Genomic DNA, 21,535 nt, shown 5'->3' with positions numbered 1-21,535 from the left:
TTTCGGACAGCGATGTCTTTCCGTTTTATGGAGTGGGTGAACGCTAATCGAGATGTATTCTCAGCCTATAAAGCTGCTTTGGGTTTTATTTGGGCTTGAAATCTGTTTAAGTCCCGTTAATCAAAGTTGATCCTAGAGTAGAAGTCATTGCCGCTCTCCAAGAAGCCTGCCAAGATGAAGATGAAAGTGTTCGACAAGCGGCTAAGGAAGCGCTAAGACAGATTCAAGAGCAAAGCTAGTGGTTGGGCGAGCGCATAATAATATAAAGGGATTTCCACAGACTTTTCTCTATGACTACCTTGTTAGAAATCGAAGCAGCAATCAAACAGCTTCCAGAAGGTGATATTCGTAAATTAGCAACATGGCTTCAAACCTATTTGGATGAAAAGTGGGATCGGCAAATCGAAGAAGATTTGACATTAGGTAAATTAGATAGCCTCATTGCTAAAGCAGAAGCAGATATTGCAGCAAATAATGTGAGGGATCTTGATGAAATCCTCCACAACACCTGAGTTTTGGAAAGCCTATGCAGCGCTGTCTTTAGAAATGAAACAGCAAGCTCAAAAAGCCTATCAACTTTGGCAAGAGAATCCATCGCATCCATCTTTACATTTCAAGAAAGTGGTCAAGAATCCCTGGTCGGCTCGGATTACCGACAGCTACCGAGCCTTAGCTTTAAAAAAGGGTGACGATTATTACTGGTTCTGGATTGGCTCTCACCAAGACTATGATGCTTTGCTGAGTTGAGTAGCGCCGCAACTAACATGAACACAATCAGACATCATTAGCGATCGCATTCTTTCGCTAAGCCGTATATTAGATGCGATCGCTTCTCGTATCTAAGTAGAGAGTAAGTACGAGCGCTTCATTATACTGAGGTATTGCGTTTTAAAAAATTTATGGGTGTGCCTCTTTGAGTTTTTCTTGGGCGCATGGATTCCCATTCTCAATGAATATACTGTCAAGTAGCAATAGTCAAGTATCAATTATTACAAATAATTAAATGCGATCGCTCTGCACAGATAGCATAGACACAATCAATTCTGTCCCTAAAACCTGTTATTGAAGCAACAGAGGAGTATTTTGGAAAAAGAGCTGATTAACGATTGCAGCGATTAATAGAATATGTCGAAAGCCCCTAGTTCCTTCCAACTCAGCGAGCGAGACCGTGCTAACCTTAGCCGCATGGTAGATTACAGTTCGGTGGAATCTCTACCCGCGATCTGGCCGCTGGCGCGATCGCACTTTGGTAATACCATTGCCCTCCACGACCCCCACGCTCAACCAGAAGTAGTCATAAATTACACCGAACTAGCTCAGCAAATTCAACAGTTTGCCGCTGGGTTGCAGGCATTAGGAGTCCAGCCAGAATCTCGCCTCGCCCTGATTGCCGATAATAGTCCGCGCTGGTTTATTGCCGACCAAGGGGCGATGACCGCTGGGGCAGTTGATATCGTCCGTAGCTCTCAGGCAGAGCGGGAAGAGTTACTATTTATACTGGCAGATAGCGGCAGCACTACTTTAGTGGTGGAAGACCTGAAGACGCTGAAAAAACTTAGGGAACGCCTCAATGACCTCCCGATTCAGCTAGTCGTCTTGCTCTCCGATGAAGAACCCCCCGAAGAATCCACTCTGAAAACGCTGAACTTCTCTGGAGTCATGGCAGCAGGGGCAAATCAATCCTTGCAGCCGGTGAAGCAAAACCGAGAAATGCTGGCGACGCTCATTTATACTTCTGGTACGACCGGCAAGCCGAAAGGCGTGATGCTAACGCATGGCAACCTGCTCCATCAGATTACCAACTTGGGAACCATCGTTCAGCCGCGACCAGGCGAACCTGTCCTGACGATTCTCCCCACTTGGCACAGCTTCGGGCGCACTGGCGAATACTTTTTCCTCTCCCACGGTTGCACCCAGATTTACACGAGCATTCGCCACATCAAAAAAGACTTTAAAGAATTCCAACCCCATTATTTAATTGCTGTCCCTCGACTGTGGGAGTCTATCTACGAAGGCGTCCAGAAGCAGTTCCGCGAACAACCTGCAAACAAGCAGAAACTGGTTAAAAATCTGCTAAGCATTAGTCAGCGCTACATTGAAGCTCGCCGTACTTGGCAAAACTTGCGCTTACAACCTCAACCTCCCTCCATGCAAGAACGGCTATTAGCTGGAAGCCAAATGGTTGCTTTGGCTCCTGCCCATGCGCTTGCCGAGAAATTAGTGTATGGAAAAGTCCGAGAAGCCACCGGAGGCAAATTAAAGTACGTCATCAGTGGCGGCGGCTCCCTCGCCATGCACCTGGAAAACTTCTTTGAAATTATTGGACTTGAGGTGCTGGTGGGCTACGGTCTTACAGAAACATCCCCCGTCTTAACAGCTCGTCAGTCTTGGTGCAATTTGCGGGGTTCATCTGGGCGATTCCTGCCAGGGACGGAAATTAAAATTGTTGACCCCGAAACCCGCAAACCCCTTCCGGCTGGGAGTCGCGGTCTGGTTTTAGCACGAGGGCCACAAGTGATGCAGGGATATTATCAAAATCCCCAAGCGACTGCCAAGGCAATTGACTCTGAAGGTTGGTTTGATAGCGGCGACTTGGGTTGGCTAACAGAGGCGAATGACTTAGTGCTGACAGGTCGGGCGAAGGATACGATAGTTTTAACTAACGGCGAAAACATCGAACCCCAGCCGATTGAAGATGCCTGTCTGCGGAGTCCTTATATTGACCAAATTGTGCTGGTGGGTCAAGATGAGCGATCGCTTGGTGCTTTAATTGTGCCCAATCTGGAAGCTTTGCAAAAGTGGGCAGCAGATAACAATCTGCACTTGCGGCTTCCAGAGGAAACTTCCTCACCCAGCAATCTCCCTACTGCATCCACTCAAGAAATTGACCTGAATAGTAAGATTGTTCAGGAATTATTCAAGAAAGAATTAAACCGGGAGGTGCAAAATCGTCCTGGTTATCGCCCAGATGACCGGATAAGTCTCTTTAAGCTGATTCTGGAGCCGTTCTCCATTGAAAATGGCATGATGACCCAGACGTTGAAAATCCGCAGACCTGTCGTAATGGAACGCTACCGCGATATGATCGACGGGATGTTTGCCTGATTTGGTCGGAAAGTTGGAAAAAAGTCTGAAGGATGAAGTGTAGTGCGAACTACACACACCGCCTTCATCCTTTAGCTCTCACCCTGAGCGCCTTTCCTACAAACCTTTACTCTTTAATTTTTCCAAGCAAAACGGATATGGATGTTTCTCAATCACACCTGCTGCTGAAGCGACCCGTTACAATCAAGGCCGTTGTTACTCCTCGTTGGAAAGAGGAAGCACAGCAGCAACTCCAGGCGCAAATTAACCAGCTTGACTCTCAGTTGCAACAGCTTGAAATGCAAGGACAGCGGGCAATCTCAGAAATTCAAAAGCAGAATCTGCAACCCCCTGGCCCTCAAGTGATGCAACAAATTGACAATATCCAAATCCAGGTTAATCAAAAGAAAAGCGAACTGCTTGAGCAGAAAAATCAACTTCTGCAACAGTTGCAACAAGTGCAGCTGATAGAACTCAACGACGAAGTGAATCACGGTCAGATTGAAGGCTTCTTTAAAGTAGAGCCGGGAGATAATCTGATTCAAAAAATGCAGGTAGAAATTCTCCTGCGCGATGGAATTGTAGAAGAAATTCGCGGGGAAATTTAATGCGAATGGTTAATGGCGAATGGCGAATGGGTAATTCGGAGATTGCCATTCGCCATTTGCCAATATTGGGGCATCTACTGACAATTTTGAGTTGACCAATCTTGATGACCTCGCCCCACATGACACTTGACTTGGGAACCAGCCCATGCCAATTTCCATTCCTTGGGTGTTTGAGCTGATGGGGAGGTCGGCACCAATTCAACGCGATGCCTGATAGCACCGACAGAATCATCTGCAACGCCGGTTTGGGTAATCGTTACAACCGCTAGATTTTGTTGCGGATACTCAAGCGTAACTTCCCGCGTCCCCCCCTCGGATTCAGTTTGACCGAAGTGAGCAATTGCGATCGCTTTGGGGTCAGTTCCCTTCAAAGAGTTAGCGGACTTAATCTCTTGTAGCGGTATCGGTTTATACTTAGTTCGCTCAGCTTCTGCTACAGGTGCATTTTGGCTTACCTGTTGGGAGGATTGCTCAACACTTGGACTGCTGGCAGGCGTGGGAGTTGATTGAGTGCTGTTGCTGATGCTGCAAGCACTCAAGCCCAGTGCCATACCGACTAACACCACGAGGGATTTAAACTTGCCAGACATCGTTATAATAGAGAGTTTGAATTAGTTTTCTCTATCCAATTCTATTCAGCAGCACCAACGTCCGGAGAATTCGGCGTTGAAGGATACAAACTCAATAGACTGTTGTAGAGTCGGATAGTTGTAATGACCATCGGTCAAGATACAATTCAATCTGGCTTTAATCTTGTTTATATAGACTGTCGATTCGGAAGACACCCCATGATTCACGAAGTTTTCATGCCCGCCCTTAGTTCCACCATGACCGAAGGCAAAATTGTCTCCTGGGTCAAATCTCCCGGCGACAAAGTGGAAAAAGGCGAAACCGTGGTGGTTGTCGAGTCGGACAAAGCTGATATGGACGTGGAGTCCTTCTACGAAGGATATCTCGCCACCATTATCGTACCTGCCGGTGAAGCAGCTCCGGTCGGGGCTGCGATCGCGCTCGTCGCCGAAACCGAAGCCGAAATCGAAACAGCCAAGCAACAGGCTCCTGGTTCTGCCCCCGCAACGCCATCGGTAAACGAATCCGCTCCCGCTCCTGCCCAACCTACCGCAGCCCCAGCCACCGCAGCCCCAGTCCCTGTAGAAACGACACCAGCCGCCGCCCGTCGCAATGGACGCAGCATTGTCTCCCCCCGTGCCCGGAAGTTAGCCAAAGAGCTGGGCGTCGATTTGAGTACCTTGCAAGGCAGTGGCCCCCACGGTCGGATTGTGGCAGAAGATGTGGAAGCATTGGCGAATAAGGGTAAACAACCCGTCGGTACAACTGCCACACCGACAATGACGCCAGTGGCTCCCCCGCCAGCCGCACCCGCCGCAGCCCCGCCAGCCGCACCCGCCGTTAAACCCGCCGCCGCAGCCACCGTACCCGCCGTTGCCGTATCCGGTAGCGTCGTCCCCTTCAATACGCTGCAAAACGCCGTGGTGCGGAATATGATGGCAAGCCTGCAAGTGCCGACCTTCCGCGTCGGTTATACCATCACCACGGATAATCTAGATAAGCTCTACAAGCAGATTAAATCCAAAGGTGTCACCATGACCGGGCTACTCGCCAAAGCAGTAGCCGTAACCTTGCAAAAACATCCCTTGGTGAATGCCAGCTTCTCAGACCAAGGAATTCAGTATCACAGTGCGATTAACGTTGCCGTAGCCGTGGCAATGGATGGCGGCGGCTTAATTACGCCAGTTCTGCAAAATGCCGACCAGCAGGATATTTACTCTCTATCTCGTACTTGGAAAGATTTAGTCGAACGCTCCAGAAGCAAGCAACTGCAACCCGCAGAATACAGTTCTGGCACCTTTACCCTCTCGAATTTGGGGATGTATGGGGTAGACAAGTTTGATGCCATCTTGCCGCCAGGAACAGGTGCTATCTTGGCAATTGGCGCGTCGCGTCCTCAAGTCGTCGCCACAGAAGACGGGATGATGGGAGTGCGCCGACAGATGCAGGTAAATCTTACCGCCGACCACCGGATTATCTATGGTGCCGATGCTGCTGCTTTCCTGCAAGATTTGGCAAAATTGATTGAAACCAATGCCCAATCTTTAACTCTCTAATGTAACCTTCTAAAAAGGGTGGGCAGTGCCCACCCTTTTTACTTTTTGACTTTTAAAAATTAAATAATCCACACCTCACCCCAATAATTCATCGACTGCCACGCTAAAGCCTTGTAGCACAACTTGAGTGCTAGCAACTTCGCCAGAAATAAATACAAGTCGTTGATTTTGAGTAACTACAATAATCCAACGATTATCAGGAAACACTAGCCAAACTTCCTCAGCACCAGACTGTAAATATTCTTGAGATTTGGCAATTACATCTTCAGCAATATCCGTAGGCGAAACAATTTCAGCAATTAGCGGGAAATTCTTGGGAAATACAGCAGGTTCTCCAAACTGGTTAATTAGTTCTGGTGTTAAATAAGCAACATCAGGAGAACGTCCTTGTTTATTAGTGCGACAGGGAGGTGAAATATAGACGCTTCCCCCTTGAGTGCTAGAACGCCTGTAATTTTCCCAGTATGCAGAGAGTCCAGCTTGAATTCGACCATGAGTTAATGTAATTCCGTTTTTCTCTACTAATTTCCCATCCACCCATTCTGTGTTGTTATAGGGGGGATTTTGCATCCAATCTTCTAGTGAGTATTCCTTTGAGATAGTAGAAGTTACCATTGCTATCTACTCGCTTTTATAACACTTGCCTTTATTATTACTTAGCTGTTTCTTTTCCTACTCTGGGCAGCAAAAAAATAGCGTAGGGCAAAGTTTGGAGCAATCGCGATCGCATTCCCTCCATTACAGAGCGATCGCTTCGCCTTAGACTCCGTTTTACGTACACTTCTGATGTCACAGAGCGATCGCCTAAGTTAGGCTGGTGTAGTCTCAACCCCCAGCTGTTGATTTTTCGCTGGAAACAAGAATGCAAACCTCCCCTCCTGCTTCATCCGCTTGGCAACGGCTGAAAAATCGTGAAATTAACTGTGAAGAAGCGCTAAAACTCCTGGTAGACGAGCAAGGAACGCTCCACTTAGCTCTGTTGGATCGAGAGGTCAGTTACCGATTTTTTCGAGAATTTCCGGATCGAAAGTTTTTACCTCCGGTAGTTCCCCTGCTGCTGTGGCGAAACTGTTACTACCTGGGAAGTCCGATGGCTCTTTCTCTAGAGGCGATTAGAGAATTGAGCGATCGCACTTTAACCGATATGAAAATTATCCCCATTGCCGACAAGAGCTATCGCACCTGGTATCACACCCAAAACCTAGACCCCAAACGTATTTCCTCGACTCCCTTAGTGAATCCCCTCACGGGTGAGCAAGAGCAAGAAAACATCAGTGAAACGACTGAGCTATACCTCTCCAAAGCAGTTGACCAAATTGGACGACTGAAAACCCTGATTTCGGGAGCATTGCGGAACCGCGCCAGCGATATCCACATGGAACCCGCGCCAGAAGGCTTGAGAGTCCGCTATCGCATTGATGGCGTCTTGCGGGACATTACCACTCTGCCCGTCGATGTCAGCCGCAAGGTCATCGTCGCCCTCAAAGTCATGTCTGAAATCGACATCGCCGAAAGCCGCCGCCCCCAGGATGGACGGATTGGAGAGAAATATGCTTCTGGCGAAGAATTAGAACTGGGAATGGATATGCGCGTCAGTACCCTTCCCTGTGTGGGTGGGGAAAAAGCGGTGATTCGCTTACTACCGCGCAAAAACCCCTTTTCTAAAATCCAAAACTTAGGATTCACTCCCACAACCCTCGAAACCTACAAAACCTGGTTGGAACAGCCCCAAGGGATGATTATCCTCACCGGACCGACAGGGAGCGGGAAAACCAGTACGCTGTACACCAGTCTGCAATCCGTCGCCAGGGAACACGTCAATGTGGTGACGGTAGAAGATCCGGTAGAGTACATTTTGCCCCGCATCACCCAAACCCAGGTAAATGAAGCGGCGGGAATGACCTTTGCGGCAGGCTTGAGATCAATTTTGCGCCAAGACCCGGATATCATCATGGTGGGAGAAATCCGCGACCACGAAACCGCAGAAACCGCAGTTCGAGCGGCGCTAACGGGTCACTTAGTTTTTACCACGCTGCACACGAACGATGCTCCTGGTGCGATTCCCAGAATCAAAGATATTGGCCCAGATCCTGGCTTAATTAGTGATGCTCTCTTGGGAATTGTGGCTCAGCGCTTGGTGCGCCGAGTCTGTCCTCACTGTGCAGCACCCTACAAGCCAACGGAGAAGGATTTGCAGGTACTGAGTTTGGAGCCAACTCAGGCAAATTTAACCACTTGGCGCAAGGGTAAGGGCTGCGCCAAGTGTTTCAATTCTGGTTATCTGGGGCGAGAGGCAATTGTCGAGTTGCTGGATATCGATGATACGGTGCGCGAAATTATCTATGACGGCACGATGACGCAGCTGAATCGCTACCTACGGGAAATCAAATTTTTCTCTTTCGGGATGGCAGCCGCAGAAAAGGTAACAAATGGGATCACAACGGTTGAGGAAGTGTTGCGCGTCCTACCCCGCAGTGCCTTCTCGCGCCGCAAGTCTATGGGCGGAAGCCGCACGGAACAGTTTACGCCGTTGGGGGTGGGATAGCGATCGCGCTCTTGCGGTAAGGCTGCATAAGCTTCGCTCTCGCGCTTCCCCAAAGGTACTATTTTCCTGACTTTATGCGGCGCTTTCCTTTCCTGGTAAGCTGCCCAGATAGTCTCGGCGTTTTACCCAAAGTTGGCGGAGGTCTTCCATCATCTCTTGGTAGTAGTCGGAGAATTTCTGGCTGTCTTCTTTAATCTGAAGTCCGAGTTGTTGCAGTGCGCTAGGGGTGTGGCACGTTTGAAATAAAAGCGCGATCGCATCCCACCAGAGTCGCAATTGACGATAGCTCACAAATTGTCCGCCGCGATCTGTGCGATGTACAAAAAGGACATTTTGCCAACACTCGAATCGCACAATGAAGGATTCTGGTATTTTCAGGTATTTCGCCAAGAGTGCAACAGTGAGGCGAAATGTCTTTGGCGGTTGAATCCGGCGAAACAATGTTGTCACAATCAATTCACTCCAGGTTTAACTCTTGAGTCGCTGGTTTCTGGCGTGGTGTCGAAAATGATGGAGTAGGGAACGTTTGGAGTATTCGCTTTGAGGATTTGCAAATGCGCTTCGGCATCGCTGCGACGACGAAAACGGGCGATAATCAGAGATCGCATATCAGGAAGGGATCGCACGATGCACCACGGATGGAGTTTGGAGTAATACGTCATAAAACTCTCCCAGTCATAGCTGCGAGTTACTTAGTTATGGGTTTTGAATGGATTTTTACAAGGCTGTCGCTAACAAACCCAGCCAAAGATAGCGATCATGCGATCGCGTGACAGTTATGTAAGAAACTAAAGTCAGGGCAGGCATCAAAGAAAGTCGGACGGCAATTTAGCTAGATGGTAGCTTTTTAAGTTACCTGCTCATTTATAGTCTCTTACTTATCCAAACACGCTTGTAATGACTTTGTCAAGCCTGCTTGGATAAGCTTGTTTGGAAAGTATGACAGAAGAACGACAGCAAGAGCGAGAGTCTCCTTTAAGGCAGCGAAGAGAGGAATTAGGCTTAACTCAAAGAGACATTGCACTGGCTCTGGGTAAGACTGACCAAACAATTAGCAATTGGGAGACAGGTATGTATGAACCAAAGCTCACCCCCCGTGAAATGAAAGCGCTTTGCCGTCTGCTGAAATGGACGCTAGAAGAACTGCCAGATGAGTTTGGCTCATTGCGATCGCAGTGAGGCGCGATCGCATTTTTGGTGTGGAGATGCGATCGCGTTTTTAGTGTGAAGGATGCGATCGCGCATCTTAAACTAGGCTTACAGGTAATGGATAAAGTATCCAAAAAAGAAGTAAATATGAAAAAAAATCAACAATTTACTGCCATCATCGAACGAGAAGGGGATGGATATGTATCGCTTTGTCCAGAATTAGATATTGCCAGTCAAGGTGATACAGTCGAACAAGCAAAAAATAACTTAATTGAAGCATTAGAGTTATTCTTTGAAGTTGCCGATCCTCTAGAGGTACAAAATCGCTTGCGGACGGAAGTTTTTGTTACCAGAGTAGAGGTATCTGTTGGGTAAGTTACGAGTTTTATCAGCGCGAGAGGTTTGCCAAATCTTAGAGCAAAATGGCTTTGCGGAAGTGCGGCAAAGCGGTAGTCATATTATTATGCAACGGCAAACAGATGAAACTACGATTACTGCTGTTGTTCCAAATTATGCGGAGTTACGCATTGGAACTTTACAGTCAATTATCCGCCAGTCTGGATTACCGCGTTCTCTGTTTGAGGTGCTGTGATGGCTAAAATATATCACTTTGATATTTAGGATAAACGTGAATATAAATTCAAGTTTTTGTTAGAAAATGACGTTTATACAGTTAACCGGGCAGAGGATGCGATCGCATTTTTTGGGCGAAGGATGCGATCGCCTTTCACTAAATCTTCAACTATTTTGGCTACAAGCAATTATAGGCAAATTGGTTAAGACTTTTTTGAAACGCTTTTAGATTCTCAGCGGGCATAGAAAAGCCACCAGCGATTTTGTGTCCGCCAAACTTACCGAGTAAATCTTGACAAGATTGTAACGCTTGAAATACATGAAATCCTGAAATTCCTAATCCATAACCGCGAATCCTGTTTTCATTTTCGTAGGTGCCAATGAATGTAGGAACACTATAGCGTTCGACTAACCTTCTTGCTACAATCCTAAACACACCGGGATGCCAATTATGTTTAACAATTACCAATACAAGCTCTTGCTCTAAATTAATCTGACTTTTTTCAATCCAAGCTACAGCTTCGCGTTCAATTTTCTCACAGAGTACCTCACATTTCTGGTTTACTTTTTCACACTGGATTGCTCGTTCCAGAGCTATATCACTATCATCTGTTATTAGCAACTCAACCGCAGTTACAGGGTCAGAAATGCTTCCTACTGCTTCAATTGATTTAACTAAGTGAAAGCGAACATCTTCTAGGAGCAGGGATTCTCTCTTATCACTTAGTCCTCTCACCTGCATTAAAGCCTGGATACCTACTAGCTTAGATTCAGGCAGTTGCTGCAAACCTCGCTTGATCCATAGTAAGTTTATGCCTGTCAATGGTGGTGGATTGTCAATATCAGTAAGTATTCCTAGCGTAAACAGTTCCAGCAGTGACTTCACTAATCCCTGAGTTTTACTCAGTTGTTGAAGAAGAGATATAGCCAATACAGTGACAACTCCGACACCAGCCAAAACTCGATAAGGTGAGGATTCAGAAATTAGCTTGGAGTTGAGGATGGCATCAGCGGGGGCAAGTTTTGCTGGGATGTCATGGTAATCGATGATAATCACCTTCATCCCTAGCTGTCGCGCTCTAGCAAGAGGTTCAAAAGCAGAAGTGCCATTATTTACAGTTAAAATCAGCTTCACACCTTCTCGGTAGAATGCTTCAACTATCCGTTGATTAATTCCATAGCCTTCATTCATGCGGTTCGGAATGGCGTAATCTACTGATACGTTTAACCAGCGTAACGTTCGTAATAAAATAGCCGTGCTTGCCATCCCATGAGCGTCGTAATCACCACAAATGGCGATTTTTTCTTGAATATCTATTGCCCTCTTTAACAACTCTATACTAAGTGCTAAATCAGGAAATTCCTCAAGTGGCGAAGGCAAAAAATGAGGCTCTAATTTCCCAATTTTGTTATATTTATTTAATTTTGATTTTGAGGAAAATGAAGAAAAAGTATTAACTGAAACCTGTTCAATTGGTTGACCATCATGATAGGTAGGCTGTAGTTGTTGCATTTTTTCTTCATGATTGCCTTTGACAGATTCTAGATAACTGCATAGCCCTCCGCTGTATAGTAAATCTGCTATGCTAAATGAGGCTTTCCCCTTATTTGAATCAATCATGTTGCTTGGCATAAACCCAGCCAATATGAGATTATATCGAACTTGCCTATCATCAAATTCTTCTTGACTGAGAATGCAGACTAAAACAGCATTCTTCTTAACTTCTTCTGCGCTTATTTCCCATTGAACTCTATCAATGCTACCGTAACGAGTTTTAACTTGGATTCCCACAGATGGGTCAGAAGTTAGTCTAAAATCGACTTTGCCATCACCGCCAAGTCGTTTTTCATAGTCAACTTCAGTAACAAAATCAGCCAGACGAATTTTGACAACTTCCTCACCCAGTTTGCCTTTTAAGTTGTTGTTAAAGACGTTACGGACTGGGTTGTTTTGCTTGTACTTCTCAGCCATCTCCCAGCAGAAGTCAACCAACTGCTTTAACTTTTGACCTGAGATAACGGTTAATTCACTGTGCTGACCTACAGTTTCACAATGCAGGAAATTACCAGATTTCAGCCTTTGAATGAAGTCAGCTTGTTGCGATCGCAGTAGCGTAATCCAGTCCATATCCAGTTTTACAGCTTTGTTATGACTACCTTTAACACTTCGACTGGCGATAGAACATCCGGAGCAATACCCAACTGTTACAGTTGTGCTTTCCACCTCACAAGCGCGATCGCTCCTATAAAATAAAACCCCGTAGGTTGATACTTACGGGGTTTTAGTTGTGAAACGCACTCTAACTACTTTTTACCGACTGGGAATTTATCTTGCTCTGGGTTGGGAGTAGTGGGAAGCGATCGCTTCTCCTGTGACTTTGTTTTACGCACCCCTCCATTTTTGTGCCCCCGTTTTCTGCCAAATCCGCGCTTCGGCAGTTGCACAAGCCAGCGCTGCAAGTTGTCCACGTAGGTGAATAGAACTGGCACCACCACCAGCGTTAGCAGCGTTGAAGTCGTGAAGCCGCCCATCAGCGCAATTCCCATCGGAGCGCGGACTTCAGCCCCCGCACCAATACCCAAGGCAAGGGGAATCGTACCCGCAATCGTAGCGAGAGAAGTCATCAAAATCGGTCGCAGACGATCCATCCCAGCGGCGATTAACGCCTGATATTGCGACTTGCCTTCTTCCTGGTTAATCAAGGTATAGTCCACCAGCAAGATGGAGTTTTTCGTCACAATCCCCATTAGCAAGACAATCCCAATTAGCGCATATAACCCCAACGCTTCTTGGGCAATCATTAAGCCCAACAGTGCGCCGCCTAAAGAAAGAGGCAACGCCACCATGATTGTCAGGGGATGGAGGAAGTTGTTGTACAGCAGCACCAGGATGGCATAGATACACATAATTGCCAGTCCGATTGCCGAACCAAAACGACCGAAAATCTCCTGCATAATCTCGGCATCTCCAGCGGATTCCTGCGTGACCCCGGCGGGAAGATTTTTGAGGGCAGGTAGCTGCTGCACCGCTTGCACCGCATCTCCTAGCGCAACACCTTGCAAGTTCGCTTGTACCGACACCTGACGAGCGCGATTAAACCGATCGATTTGCGCCGGACCGCTGCCAAAGCGGATATCTGCCACCGACAGTAAGGGAACCAGATTCCCGTTTTGACTAGGCACCTGAAGATTTTTGAGGGTGTCAATATCCTGCCGCGCATCGGGATTTATCTGTACTCGAATCGGAATTTGCCGATCGGGGAGGTTAAACTTAGCCAGATTCGCTTCGTTGTCGCCAATGGTGGCAAGGGATGCAGTACGCGCGATCGCCTGCACTGTCACGCCCAAATCTGCTGCTCGTGCCGCATCGGGAATAATCAGAATTTCTGGTTTCACCAAACTGGCAGTAGAGGTTGCTTCCACTAAACCGGGCACGCTTCTCATCTGCTTTTCCAGAGCATCCGCTGCCAAGTTCAAAGCTTCCGGGTTTTCACTTTTGAGGACAATTGATAAATCCTTGCCCGCTCCACCGGCTCCCTGGCTTTGGAAACTAATCCGCGCCCCCGGCACTTGGGAGAACTGTTGGCGCATTTGATTCTCAAATTCCTTTTGAGGGATATCCTCTCGTTGTTCCTTCGGCTTTAAGTTGACAAAAAGATTGGCAGTATTGACTTCTGTCGTTGCCAAGACACTCTCAACAGCTGGGCTTTGCTGAATTAACCGAGTTGTCTGCTGTACAACTTTTTTAGTATCTTCCAGCGTCGAACCGGGAGGAAGTTGCACCGCAACTTCCGAGAAACCAATATCCCCGTTATTAAATAATCCCTTGGGGATAAACGGGACTAGCGCCAAACTGCCCAGGAAAAAAGCCAACGCGATCGCCATCGTGGTCAGGCGATGCCGCAAAGCCCACTTCAGCACAAAGCGATACGGTTGAAATCGATTTTTTTTCCGGCTGTTAGCGCCGTTCCCGTTCCCATTTCCGGGTGCATGATTGGCGGGTGAGGCTTTCTTCTTCGGTTTGAGCAAATAAGCGCCCATCATTGGGGTAATCGTCCGTGCCACTAGAGTAGAGAAGATTGTCGAGACCGCAACCGTCACCCCAAACGGCTGGAAAAACTGCCCCGGAATTCCACCCATAAACGCAACTGGCAAAAACACCGCGATAATCGTCGCCGCGCTCGCCAGCACTGCCAAACCCACCTCTGCTGAAGAATCTAAAGCCGCTTGGAAGGGCGTTTTGCCCATATCCATGTGGCGATCCATATTCTCAATTTCTACAACGGCATCATCCACCAAGTTCCCCACTGCCAGCGCCAATGCCAGCAAAGTCATATTGTTGAGGGTGTAACCCAGCAAATATTGCACGGCAAAGGTAGGCAGCATGGACAACGGCAGCGCCACGGCAGTAATCAACGTGGCACGCCAGTTCCGCAAAAAGATTAGAATTGTCAGCACTGCCAGCCCGGAGGCTTGGATCAAGTCATCAATCGTGCCTTCGTAGGATTCGCGGATAAAGTCAGCGCGAGTAAAGATGAGTTTTAGCTGGACATCCGTCCCCAGAGTTTTTTGCAGTTCTTCTACTTTCTGGCGTACCCCTTCTTCCACCGTCACCAGGGTGCTGCCAGTGCTACGCAAGACGGAAAAAGACACGACGGGTTGATTATTCAGTAGTGCCGCCTGCCGGGGGTCGGCAGAGGCATCGCGGATCTCTCCCAAGGCGGACAAGGGTACCGAACCCCCATTCGGAAGGATAATCTCATAGTTTTGCAACGCCTGGACGTTCGGCGCACTGCCTAAGGTGCGAATGCTTTGTTCGCTCCCGCCTAACTCCGCGCGTCCGCCGGGTAAGTTGACGTTGAGGGCGCGGATTTGGTCGTTGACTTGAGTGGCTGTAATTCCCAGAGCTTTCAGACGATCGGGATCGAGATTGACGCGAATTTCGCGGTCAACACCGCCAACCCGCTTGATTTGAGCGACTCCCTCCACCGACAGCAGGGCGCGGCTAATCGTTTCGTCAACTAGATTACTTAATTCTTCTACCGATTTTTGCTTAGAAATGACGGCGTAGTTCATAATCGGCCCACCGGAGAACTCCAGCCGTTGCACGATCGGTTCGTTGATGTCTGCGGGTAAACTTTGGCGAATTTGGGCGACGGCATTGCGGACATCATTCGTGGCGCGATCGCTATCTGTCCCCAATACAAAATTAACGACGGTGGTAGAGACGCCGTCGTTAACTGTTGAATTTAATTGGTCTATATTTCCCAGACCCGCTACAGCATCTTCAATCGGTTTCGTCACCTGAGATTCCAGTTCCGCTGGTCCCGCCCCTGCCTGGGTGACGGTAATCGAAACCGTTGGTAGATCGATATTTGGGTTGATATCAATGCCCAAACCTGTAAAAGAAAACCAACCTACCACGGTCAAAATCAAAAATAAGACCAGGGTAGGGACGGGTTTGCGAATTGACCAGCCGGAAATGTTCATAAAAGGCGAATTGAAAGATTAAAAGATTGCTGATTGCTCGTGGCTAATCGCTGATTATCCTTCGCGATTAGCCATTGGCTATTGACTATCGACGACTCGAACTTTGTCGCCTTCTTTGAGATATCCGGCACCCGCGACGACGACGCGATCGCCTGGTTTTAACCCGCTCTTAATCTCCCTTGTGTCCCCGCTCGCCACTTCTCCTAGTTCTACCTTCCGAGCTTGAACCGTGTCTTCACCCGATAGCAGGAATACAATTGCACTACCATCCGGCTGAGGGAGTATCGCCTTGGCAGGTACCGTTACCCCAGTTGTCGTAGTAGTCGTAATTGCGGCACGGGCAAACATCCCCGGTCGTAAAGACAAGCTTTCCCCACTTGAAGGTTGGGGCAGATCAATCGTGACGGTTGCTTCACGCCTTTGCGCGTTCACGAGGGGCGCAATTTCTCTGACTCGCCCCTGCAAGCGAATGCGGCTATCGTTATCCGAGGTGATCGTGGCGGGTGCCCCAATTTTTACTTGCGGCAGTTGGATGGCGGGAAGTTGTGCCTCTAGTTCCAGTTGTCCGTTACGGATGATGGAAAAAAGCGGTTTACTGCCAGAAGTGACATCTCCAATCCGGGCTATTTGCTGAATTTCATCATCTACTTTTGGTCTGGTAACAATGCCGCTAGCCGGAGCGCGAACCTGGGTTTGCCCTAGCTGAGTTTGCAGTTGTTGCAGATTTGCCGCACTGCTCCTGACCTCGGCTTCGGCACTATTGATATTCGCTTGGGCAAGGCGAACCTCTTCTCTAGCGGTTGCGGCAGTGGTGGCGCGAGCATCTAGCTCTTGACGACTAATCGCGCCTGCCTGAGCCAGTTGCTGATAACGCTGGAGGTTCCGTTGGGCTTCTGCAAGGGTGGCGCGGCTTTGCGCTAAGGCAGCTTGTCTTTGCCGGACAGCGGCTTGGCTTGATTCTAGCTGTGCCTTCCCCCGATCGAGTTGCGCTTGTAGGACGGAATTATCCAGAACTGCCATTACCTGTCCGGCTTCCACCGTTTGTCCCTCGTCCACCAAAACTCTCTGGATTTGTAAGCCGGTTGTCTGGGACAAAACGGGGATGAGTTCGCGGGCTTCTACTGTGCCGCTGGTTGTCAGAGTGCGGGCAACTTCGGCGGATTGGGCGACAGTTGCGGTGACACTTTGGCTGGGTGGTGCTGCCTGTTGCGTGGCATCTGGCTTCTTCGCAGTCTTAGGCTGTGAAAGCAGTTTCATTCCGCCTGCGGTGAGGGCGATGCCTATCCCTACGCCAAGCGCCACACCCTTCCAACCAGACAGACCTCTTTTTTTGCGATCGCTCCGCTTCCAGCCATCGTCGGAGGATTCTTCGTCACCGTCCCAGGTTTCATCTAATTCATCTAATTCATTAACTTCTATCTTTTTTGGGGCTTCGTCCATCACCGCGCTCCCTCCACGCTTTCACCTTACTGGCGGCAACCTTGTGCAAAGAAATGTTGCAAGGGCTACTTTAACTATGATGCAAAATTTCTGGTAAAAGATGCGATCGCAATGTGACGCTAGGAACCCAGACTTGCGGTAGAGTTCTCAATAAAAGACCCTTGGCTTAGCAACAAGAACGACCTGATGAAAGCAGTTTTGATGACAGCATCTGGCGCACCGGAAGTCTTGCAACTTCAGGAAGTCCCAAACCCGACGATTGAACAAGACACAGAAATCCTCGTCCGTCTCCGGGCGGCGGGAATCAACCCGATTGACACTAAATTGCGGCAGCGGGGCACCTTCTACCCAGACCAAATGCCCGCTATTTTAGGCTGTGATGGGGCGGGAGTCGTGGAAGCGGTCGGTTCTGGCGTCCAGCGGTTTAAGGTTGGCGACGAAGTGTATTTCTGTGCGGGTGGATTGGGGGCAAAGCTGGGAAATTATGCTCAAATGGCGGTTGTCGATGAGCGATTTGTTGCCAAGAAACCCGCCTCTATAAGCTTTGCAGAAGCCGCCGCTGCCCCTCTGGTTCTGATTACCGCTTGGGAAGCCTTATTTGAAAGGGGGCGGCTAGAACCCAAGGAACGGGTGCTGATTCACGCGGGTGCTGGCGGTGTCGGTCACGTCGCCATTCAACTAGCTAAGCTAAAAGGTGCGGAAGTTTGTACCACCGTTAGTTCTCAGGACAAGGCTGATTTTGTCCGCGAATTAGGTGCCGATGAGGTAATTTTTTATCAGCAAACTGACTTTGTACAGGCGGTTCTAGATTGGACTGGAGGAGAGGGCGTAGACTTAGCCTTTGATACGGTGGGCGGGGAAACCTTCTATAAAACGTTCCCCGCCGTGCGGGTTTATAGCGATTTGGTGACGATTTTGGAGCCAGACCCCGCTTACTCTAATTGGAAGATTGCGCGATCGCGCAATCTCCGGATTAGCTTTGAATTGATGCTAACCCCTGCATTGCAAGGACTTCTGGAAGCTCAACAGCATCACGCAGAAATTTTAGAACAGTGTGCAACCTGGATTGATGAAGGTTCGCTGAAAATTCATCTGGCTAAAACTTTCCCTCTAGAAGCCGCCGCCGCCGCCCACCAACTGTTGGAAGCCGGATCGATTACAGGTAAAATCGCCTTGCTGATCGAGGGTGAATAAAACTAACCAGCGATCAACCCTCATTGCGTGGCTTCATTAGCTGCAAAAGTGCTGTCAAAGCCTTGTCTTCCGAGGCATTGACCCGGCGATCGAGCAAGGCAATGCTGACCGCTTTGGGAAGTGCGATCGCTGCGATGTCTGGATCGAGTCCTTCCATCAATTGCTCAAGCGACTGGGGCACTTTCAATGCCGATCTGACACCGAGCAGCATGGGTTCTTCTAAACCGAGTGCCTGAAGCTGACGAGACCAAACCTCCCAGCTAATCCTGACTTCCGGTTCCGCCGCTTGAATCAAATAAGCCAGCAACCGCTGTAGCTTACTTTGTTGCTGGGGGGTTAGCTGAGGCTGGGAATGTTCTTCTGGGTCGGTATCGACAGTTTCTTGGTTAAGGTTGCTGACAATTTGCTGCCAGTCTTGTTTGTCGCACCCTTCGGGTTGGTCTACCGTCAGCGAAATGCTAATTTTTTGGTCTGAACCGGCGTTGAGCTGAGTAACTTGGGCACGTACACCGAGAAAGCCCAGCCACTGGGCAATCGTCCCAATCAGTGTGGAACGAGTTGCCTGACAGCTAGCGAGTAACCGGATTTGAGTGCGAACCATTGGGCGCACGATTTGCGAAAGCATAGTTTACAAAATTGCCTCGATTATTATCTGGTTATTAACGCTTCATCTGCATTGGGTGCTGTTACCAATCAGACTTTTCTCACCTTACATTTTGCACCGGGAAACTTCTTCCCTACAGGTGTAGGTTATTGACGATTTCGGAGCCTTAAATATTCAAAACCGACCCTTATAAGGAGGAGTTGGGGGAGTTCGCGGATTTCTGGCGAAACAGATGAGTATGTTCAGGATCGTACAGACGCGAACGACGTTTCGCTGTCCCCAAAGACTCTGGCGTATTTTCCACCGTCCCCAGCGCGGGACTAATCACATAAAGCGTCGTCCGAATCAAATTTTCCTGCTGTGTCACAGTTGCCATTTGATCCAAAGGAACTAAGAAGATTTTCTCATCAGGCCAACCGACTCGAAAGCAAATCGCCACAGGTGTATCGGCGGGGTAGTGCTGCATCAGTTTCGCTTGCGCGTCTTCGACGTGACGCGCCGCTAGATAAAGGCATAAACTTGCCTGATGCGCTGCTAGGGAGGCTAATTCTTCTCGTTCCGGCACCGCTGAAGCGCGTCCGCTAATCCGGGTGAGGATAATCGTCTGCACCAGTCCTGGCACCGTTAGCTCAACTTTGAGCTTGGCGGCGGCTGCCTGGAAAGCACTGATGCCGGGGACAATTTCAAAAGGAATGTCAGCCTCTGCCAAGGCTTGCATTTGCTCAAAGACAGCACCGTAGAGGCTGGGGTCGCCAGAGTGGAGGCGGATCACAGATTTATGCGATCGCACTCGTTCAATCATCACTGGCAGAATTTCTTCGAGGGTTTTATTCCCGGTGCGAATAATTTCCGCATCCGCACGCACCCCCTGCAAAATTTGCACCGGCACCAGAGAATCGGCAAATAAGATTACATCCGCAACCGCGAGTAGTTTCTGCGCCTTAACCGTCAATAAATCTGGATCTCCCGGCCCTGCACCGACAATGTAAACGGCTGGTGCCAGGGGAGACAATGATTCGCCAATAAATTTAGTCGCCAATTCAGACAAACCTCTTCTAGAGTGTGTAACTTATCAGTCATCTGTTGATCGTTCTGCAATTTTGTCAAAATTGCAGATTGCTTCTGATTCCCGTACAGCGGTACCTATCTGCGCCTACCGAGTCAAAAAAATTAAATTGATTACGGACACTTTCCGGATTCGTTCCACTTCCCCGGTAATTAAGGAATGGTAGATGCACCCTGGTTTTGCTCTAGAGTTTGACTCTAGAGCATTTTTTTTGGGATTTTTTTGGGAATAATTTCTCCTGAAACCTGGCTTTTTCTACCAATTCACTTGATTAACGCGACACTTCAATTCTTAAAGCCCGATCGGAAAGACGGTTGAGGCATCTGAGGTGTAATCTCACCCCCGTGAAATGGGATGATTCATCGTTGGGCATTCTCGCTGGAAGCATTCTCATGACTAGAGGCTGACACGACATCTGGCAGAGAACGACGCAACAAATAAACCCAAGCCAGACCCGCCAATCCCAGCGCCATTCCCAGCAAACTGATCGCTTGTGCCATTCGCAACGGCCCCAGCATCAAGCTATCGGTGCGTAACCCCTCAATCCAAACGCGACCGGCGCTATAAGCCACCATGTAAACCAAAAACAGCGTACCTGCCTTGAGACGTGGTCTCTTCAAATCCCGAAAAAACAAGGTCATCAGCAACCCAAAAACCATTAAATTCCAAAGAGATTCATAGAGAAAGGTGGGATGGAAGTAGGCAAAATTTTGGTAATCGGGCGGACGGTTCTCGACCGGAATCAAGAGTTTCCAAGGCAAATTTGTGGGTGCCCCGAAGGCTTCAGAATTGAAGAAATTACCCCAACGCCCGATGGCTTGACCCAAAATGACAGAGGGCGCGACTAAATCGGCAAGTTGCCAGAAAGAGATTTTTTGGATTCGGGCAAAAATCAAAGCTGCCAAAGTGCCACCGATGATCGCCCCATGAATGGCAATGCCTCCTTTCCAGATGGCAATGATGTCACCCGGTCTTTGGGCGTATTGTTCCCACTCAAATAAAACATAGTAAAGTCGGGCACTGGGAATCGCCGCTACAACTAGCCAGAGTGCGAAATCGCCCGGTATATCTGGGTTGATGTGACGGCGGGACGCCAGATATCGAGAAAGGGTGACGCCAATTAATACGGCTGAGGCAATTAATAGACCGTACCAGCGAATGGTAAACGGTCCCAGCTCAATGAGGATTGGGCCTGGAGAGGTAAATTCAAATGCCAAAGGCAGAGAGGAAATATCAAGAAGCATCGGCTTTGATTGAGTTCCAGCGTAGCCCGGACAAGACTCGCTGCTAGCACTTCATAGTTTATCGAATGCTTGATTCAAGTCTTGCATAGCAGCAGCTAGATCGCGATCGCTCACACGCCTCTAGCCAATTCTCAGTCCCCTAGTCTCAGTCCCCTGGTCTCAGTTCCGTGGAAATCTGGACACGCTGACACCCCTTTCCAAGGGCAATCAACATTCAATCAATCAAATTACTGCTGACCCTTGCGAAAAATGTCAAATTGTGCAACTAAACAAGTTTCACGATCGCAAGCAGCAAGATTAAGACAAATAGCGGTAGCGAGTACCGATCCGATAGATAGATATTGATATTGCAACTGTACTTATATACGACCGTGATGGCAGCACTCGCGGAACCATCACGCTGAGATCGAAC

The 21,535-nt window shown here is 48.6% G+C and carries 21 protein-coding genes; 10 read left to right on the top strand and 11 right to left on the bottom strand.

Translation table 11 applies throughout. The features are described from left to right. Nucleotides 1-290 precede the first annotated feature (290 nt). From NDI44_RS26170 to NDI44_RS26155, 4 genes are all read left to right on the top strand, one after another. Nucleotides 291-512, top strand: a complete 222-nt coding sequence (locus tag NDI44_RS26170; RefSeq protein WP_190414601.1) for a hypothetical protein — start codon at nt 291-293, stop codon at nt 510-512. After that, nucleotides 490-747 (top strand): hypothetical protein, encoded by a 258-nt coding sequence (locus tag NDI44_RS26165; RefSeq protein WP_190414600.1) that lies wholly within the window; start codon nt 490-492, stop codon nt 745-747. Before NDI44_RS26170 ends, NDI44_RS26165 begins: the two co-directional genes overlap by 23 nt. Nucleotides 748-1,125: 378 nt before the next feature. Beyond that, the gene (locus NDI44_RS26160) at nt 1,126-3,105 is read left to right on the top strand and encodes a long-chain fatty acid--CoA ligase (RefSeq protein WP_190414599.1); all 1,980 of its coding nucleotides are present in this window, start codon (nt 1,126-1,128) and stop codon (nt 3,103-3,105) included. A 137-nt stretch (nt 3,106-3,242) separates the two neighbouring features. Then, on the top strand, nt 3,243-3,692 hold the full coding sequence (locus NDI44_RS26155) for a YlqD family protein (RefSeq protein WP_190414598.1): 450 nt from the start codon (nt 3,243-3,245) through the stop codon (nt 3,690-3,692). Between the two features lie 74 nt (nt 3,693-3,766). Here the strand turns inward: NDI44_RS26155 and NDI44_RS26150 are convergent, their stop codons facing one another. Further along, the gene (locus tag NDI44_RS26150) at nt 3,767-4,282 is read right to left on the bottom strand and encodes a hypothetical protein (RefSeq protein ID WP_190414597.1); all 516 of its coding nucleotides are present in this window, start codon (nt 4,280-4,282) and stop codon (nt 3,767-3,769) included. A 198-nt stretch (nt 4,283-4,480) separates the two neighbouring features. Here NDI44_RS26150 and NDI44_RS26145 point away from each other — a divergent pair, with 198 nt between their 5' ends. Continuing rightward, the gene (locus tag NDI44_RS26145; RefSeq protein ID WP_190414596.1) at nt 4,481-5,818 is read left to right on the top strand and encodes a dihydrolipoamide acetyltransferase family protein; all 1,338 of its coding nucleotides are present in this window, start codon (nt 4,481-4,483) and stop codon (nt 5,816-5,818) included. A gap of 75 nt (nt 5,819-5,893) precedes the next feature. Here the strand turns inward: NDI44_RS26145 and NDI44_RS26140 are convergent, their stop codons facing one another. Together NDI44_RS26140 and NDI44_RS26135 are read right to left on the bottom strand one after the other, a co-directional pair. Beyond that, nucleotides 5,894-6,388, bottom strand: a complete 495-nt coding sequence (locus tag NDI44_RS26140; RefSeq protein WP_348235333.1) for a Uma2 family endonuclease — start codon at nt 6,386-6,388, stop codon at nt 5,894-5,896. An 82-nt stretch (nt 6,389-6,470) separates the two neighbouring features. Next, nucleotides 6,471-6,647 (bottom strand): hypothetical protein, encoded by a 177-nt coding sequence (locus tag NDI44_RS26135; RefSeq protein ID WP_190414594.1) that lies wholly within the window; start codon nt 6,645-6,647, stop codon nt 6,471-6,473. A 33-nt stretch (nt 6,648-6,680) separates the two neighbouring features. On the opposite strand from NDI44_RS26135, the gene NDI44_RS26130 reads away from it, so the two are divergent. Beyond that, complete coding sequence (locus NDI44_RS26130; RefSeq protein ID WP_190414593.1) at nt 6,681-8,363, top strand: GspE/PulE family protein; 1,683 nt, start codon at nt 6,681-6,683, stop codon at nt 8,361-8,363. Nucleotides 8,364-8,435: 72 nt separating this feature from the next. Here NDI44_RS26130 and NDI44_RS26125 read toward each other — a convergent pair whose 3' ends face one another. Both NDI44_RS26125 and NDI44_RS26120 read right to left on the bottom strand, forming a co-directional pair. Then, nucleotides 8,436-8,813 carry a hypothetical protein gene (locus NDI44_RS26125; protein WP_199300591.1) on the bottom strand — a complete coding sequence of 126 codons (378 nt, stop codon included), beginning with the start codon at nt 8,811-8,813 and terminating at the stop codon, nt 8,436-8,438. Nucleotides 8,814-8,815: 2 nt separating this feature from the next. Beyond that, nucleotides 8,816-9,025, bottom strand: a complete 210-nt coding sequence (locus tag NDI44_RS26120; protein WP_190414592.1) for a hypothetical protein — start codon at nt 9,023-9,025, stop codon at nt 8,816-8,818. 277 nt (nt 9,026-9,302) lie between these two features. Here NDI44_RS26120 and NDI44_RS26115 point away from each other — a divergent pair, with 277 nt between their 5' ends. From NDI44_RS26115 to NDI44_RS26105, 3 genes are all read left to right on the top strand, one after another. Beyond that, a complete protein-coding gene (locus tag NDI44_RS26115; RefSeq protein WP_190414591.1) occupies nt 9,303-9,542 on the top strand; it encodes a helix-turn-helix transcriptional regulator in 240 nt (79 codons plus the stop codon). A 117-nt stretch (nt 9,543-9,659) separates the two neighbouring features. Next, complete coding sequence (locus tag NDI44_RS26110) at nt 9,660-9,887, top strand: type II toxin-antitoxin system HicB family antitoxin (protein ID WP_190414607.1); 228 nt, start codon at nt 9,660-9,662, stop codon at nt 9,885-9,887. Further along, complete coding sequence (locus NDI44_RS26105; protein ID WP_190414590.1) at nt 9,880-10,104, top strand: type II toxin-antitoxin system HicA family toxin; 225 nt, start codon at nt 9,880-9,882, stop codon at nt 10,102-10,104. Before NDI44_RS26110 ends, NDI44_RS26105 begins: the two co-directional genes overlap by 8 nt. A 159-nt stretch (nt 10,105-10,263) precedes the next feature. On the opposite strand, the gene NDI44_RS26100 is transcribed toward NDI44_RS26105, so the two are convergent. The 3 genes from NDI44_RS26100 to NDI44_RS26090 form a co-directional block, all read right to left on the bottom strand. Next, a complete protein-coding gene (locus tag NDI44_RS26100) occupies nt 10,264-12,309 on the bottom strand; it encodes a DHH family phosphoesterase (RefSeq protein ID WP_339380762.1) in 2,046 nt (681 codons plus the stop codon). An 80-nt stretch (nt 12,310-12,389) separates the two neighbouring features. Further along, nucleotides 12,390-15,575, bottom strand: a complete 3,186-nt coding sequence (locus NDI44_RS26095) for an efflux RND transporter permease subunit (protein ID WP_190414589.1) — start codon at nt 15,573-15,575, stop codon at nt 12,390-12,392. A 78-nt stretch (nt 15,576-15,653) separates the two neighbouring features. Next, nucleotides 15,654-17,015 carry an efflux RND transporter periplasmic adaptor subunit gene (locus NDI44_RS26090; RefSeq protein ID WP_190414588.1) on the bottom strand — a complete coding sequence of 454 codons (1,362 nt, stop codon included), beginning with the start codon at nt 17,013-17,015 and terminating at the stop codon, nt 15,654-15,656. Nucleotides 17,016-17,201: 186 nt separating this feature from the next. On the opposite strand from NDI44_RS26090, the gene NDI44_RS26085 reads away from it, so the two are divergent. Next, the gene (locus NDI44_RS26085) at nt 17,202-18,209 is read left to right on the top strand and encodes a zinc-dependent alcohol dehydrogenase family protein (RefSeq protein WP_190414587.1); all 1,008 of its coding nucleotides are present in this window, start codon (nt 17,202-17,204) and stop codon (nt 18,207-18,209) included. A gap of 13 nt (nt 18,210-18,222) precedes the next feature. Here the strand turns inward: NDI44_RS26085 and NDI44_RS26080 are convergent, their stop codons facing one another. The 3 genes from NDI44_RS26080 to lgt form a co-directional block, all read right to left on the bottom strand. Continuing rightward, the gene (locus NDI44_RS26080; protein WP_190414586.1) at nt 18,223-18,834 is read right to left on the bottom strand and encodes a hypothetical protein; all 612 of its coding nucleotides are present in this window, start codon (nt 18,832-18,834) and stop codon (nt 18,223-18,225) included. Nucleotides 18,835-19,000: 166 nt separating this feature from the next. Next, a complete protein-coding gene (gene cobM / locus NDI44_RS26075; protein ID WP_242037136.1) occupies nt 19,001-19,852 on the bottom strand; it encodes a precorrin-4 C(11)-methyltransferase in 852 nt (283 codons plus the stop codon). Between the two features lie 386 nt (nt 19,853-20,238). Further along, on the bottom strand, nt 20,239-21,123 hold the full coding sequence (gene lgt / locus NDI44_RS26070) for a prolipoprotein diacylglyceryl transferase (protein ID WP_190414585.1): 885 nt from the start codon (nt 21,121-21,123) through the stop codon (nt 20,239-20,241). Nucleotides 21,124-21,535: the final 412 nt, after the last annotated feature.

Origin of the sequence: Trichocoleus sp. DQ-A3, from assembly GCF_039961975.1 — a bacterium.
Taxonomy (GTDB): Bacteria; Cyanobacteriota; Cyanobacteriia; order Cyanobacteriales; family FACHB-T130; genus FACHB-T130.
This window is presented reverse-complemented; position numbering and strand designations above follow the sequence as displayed.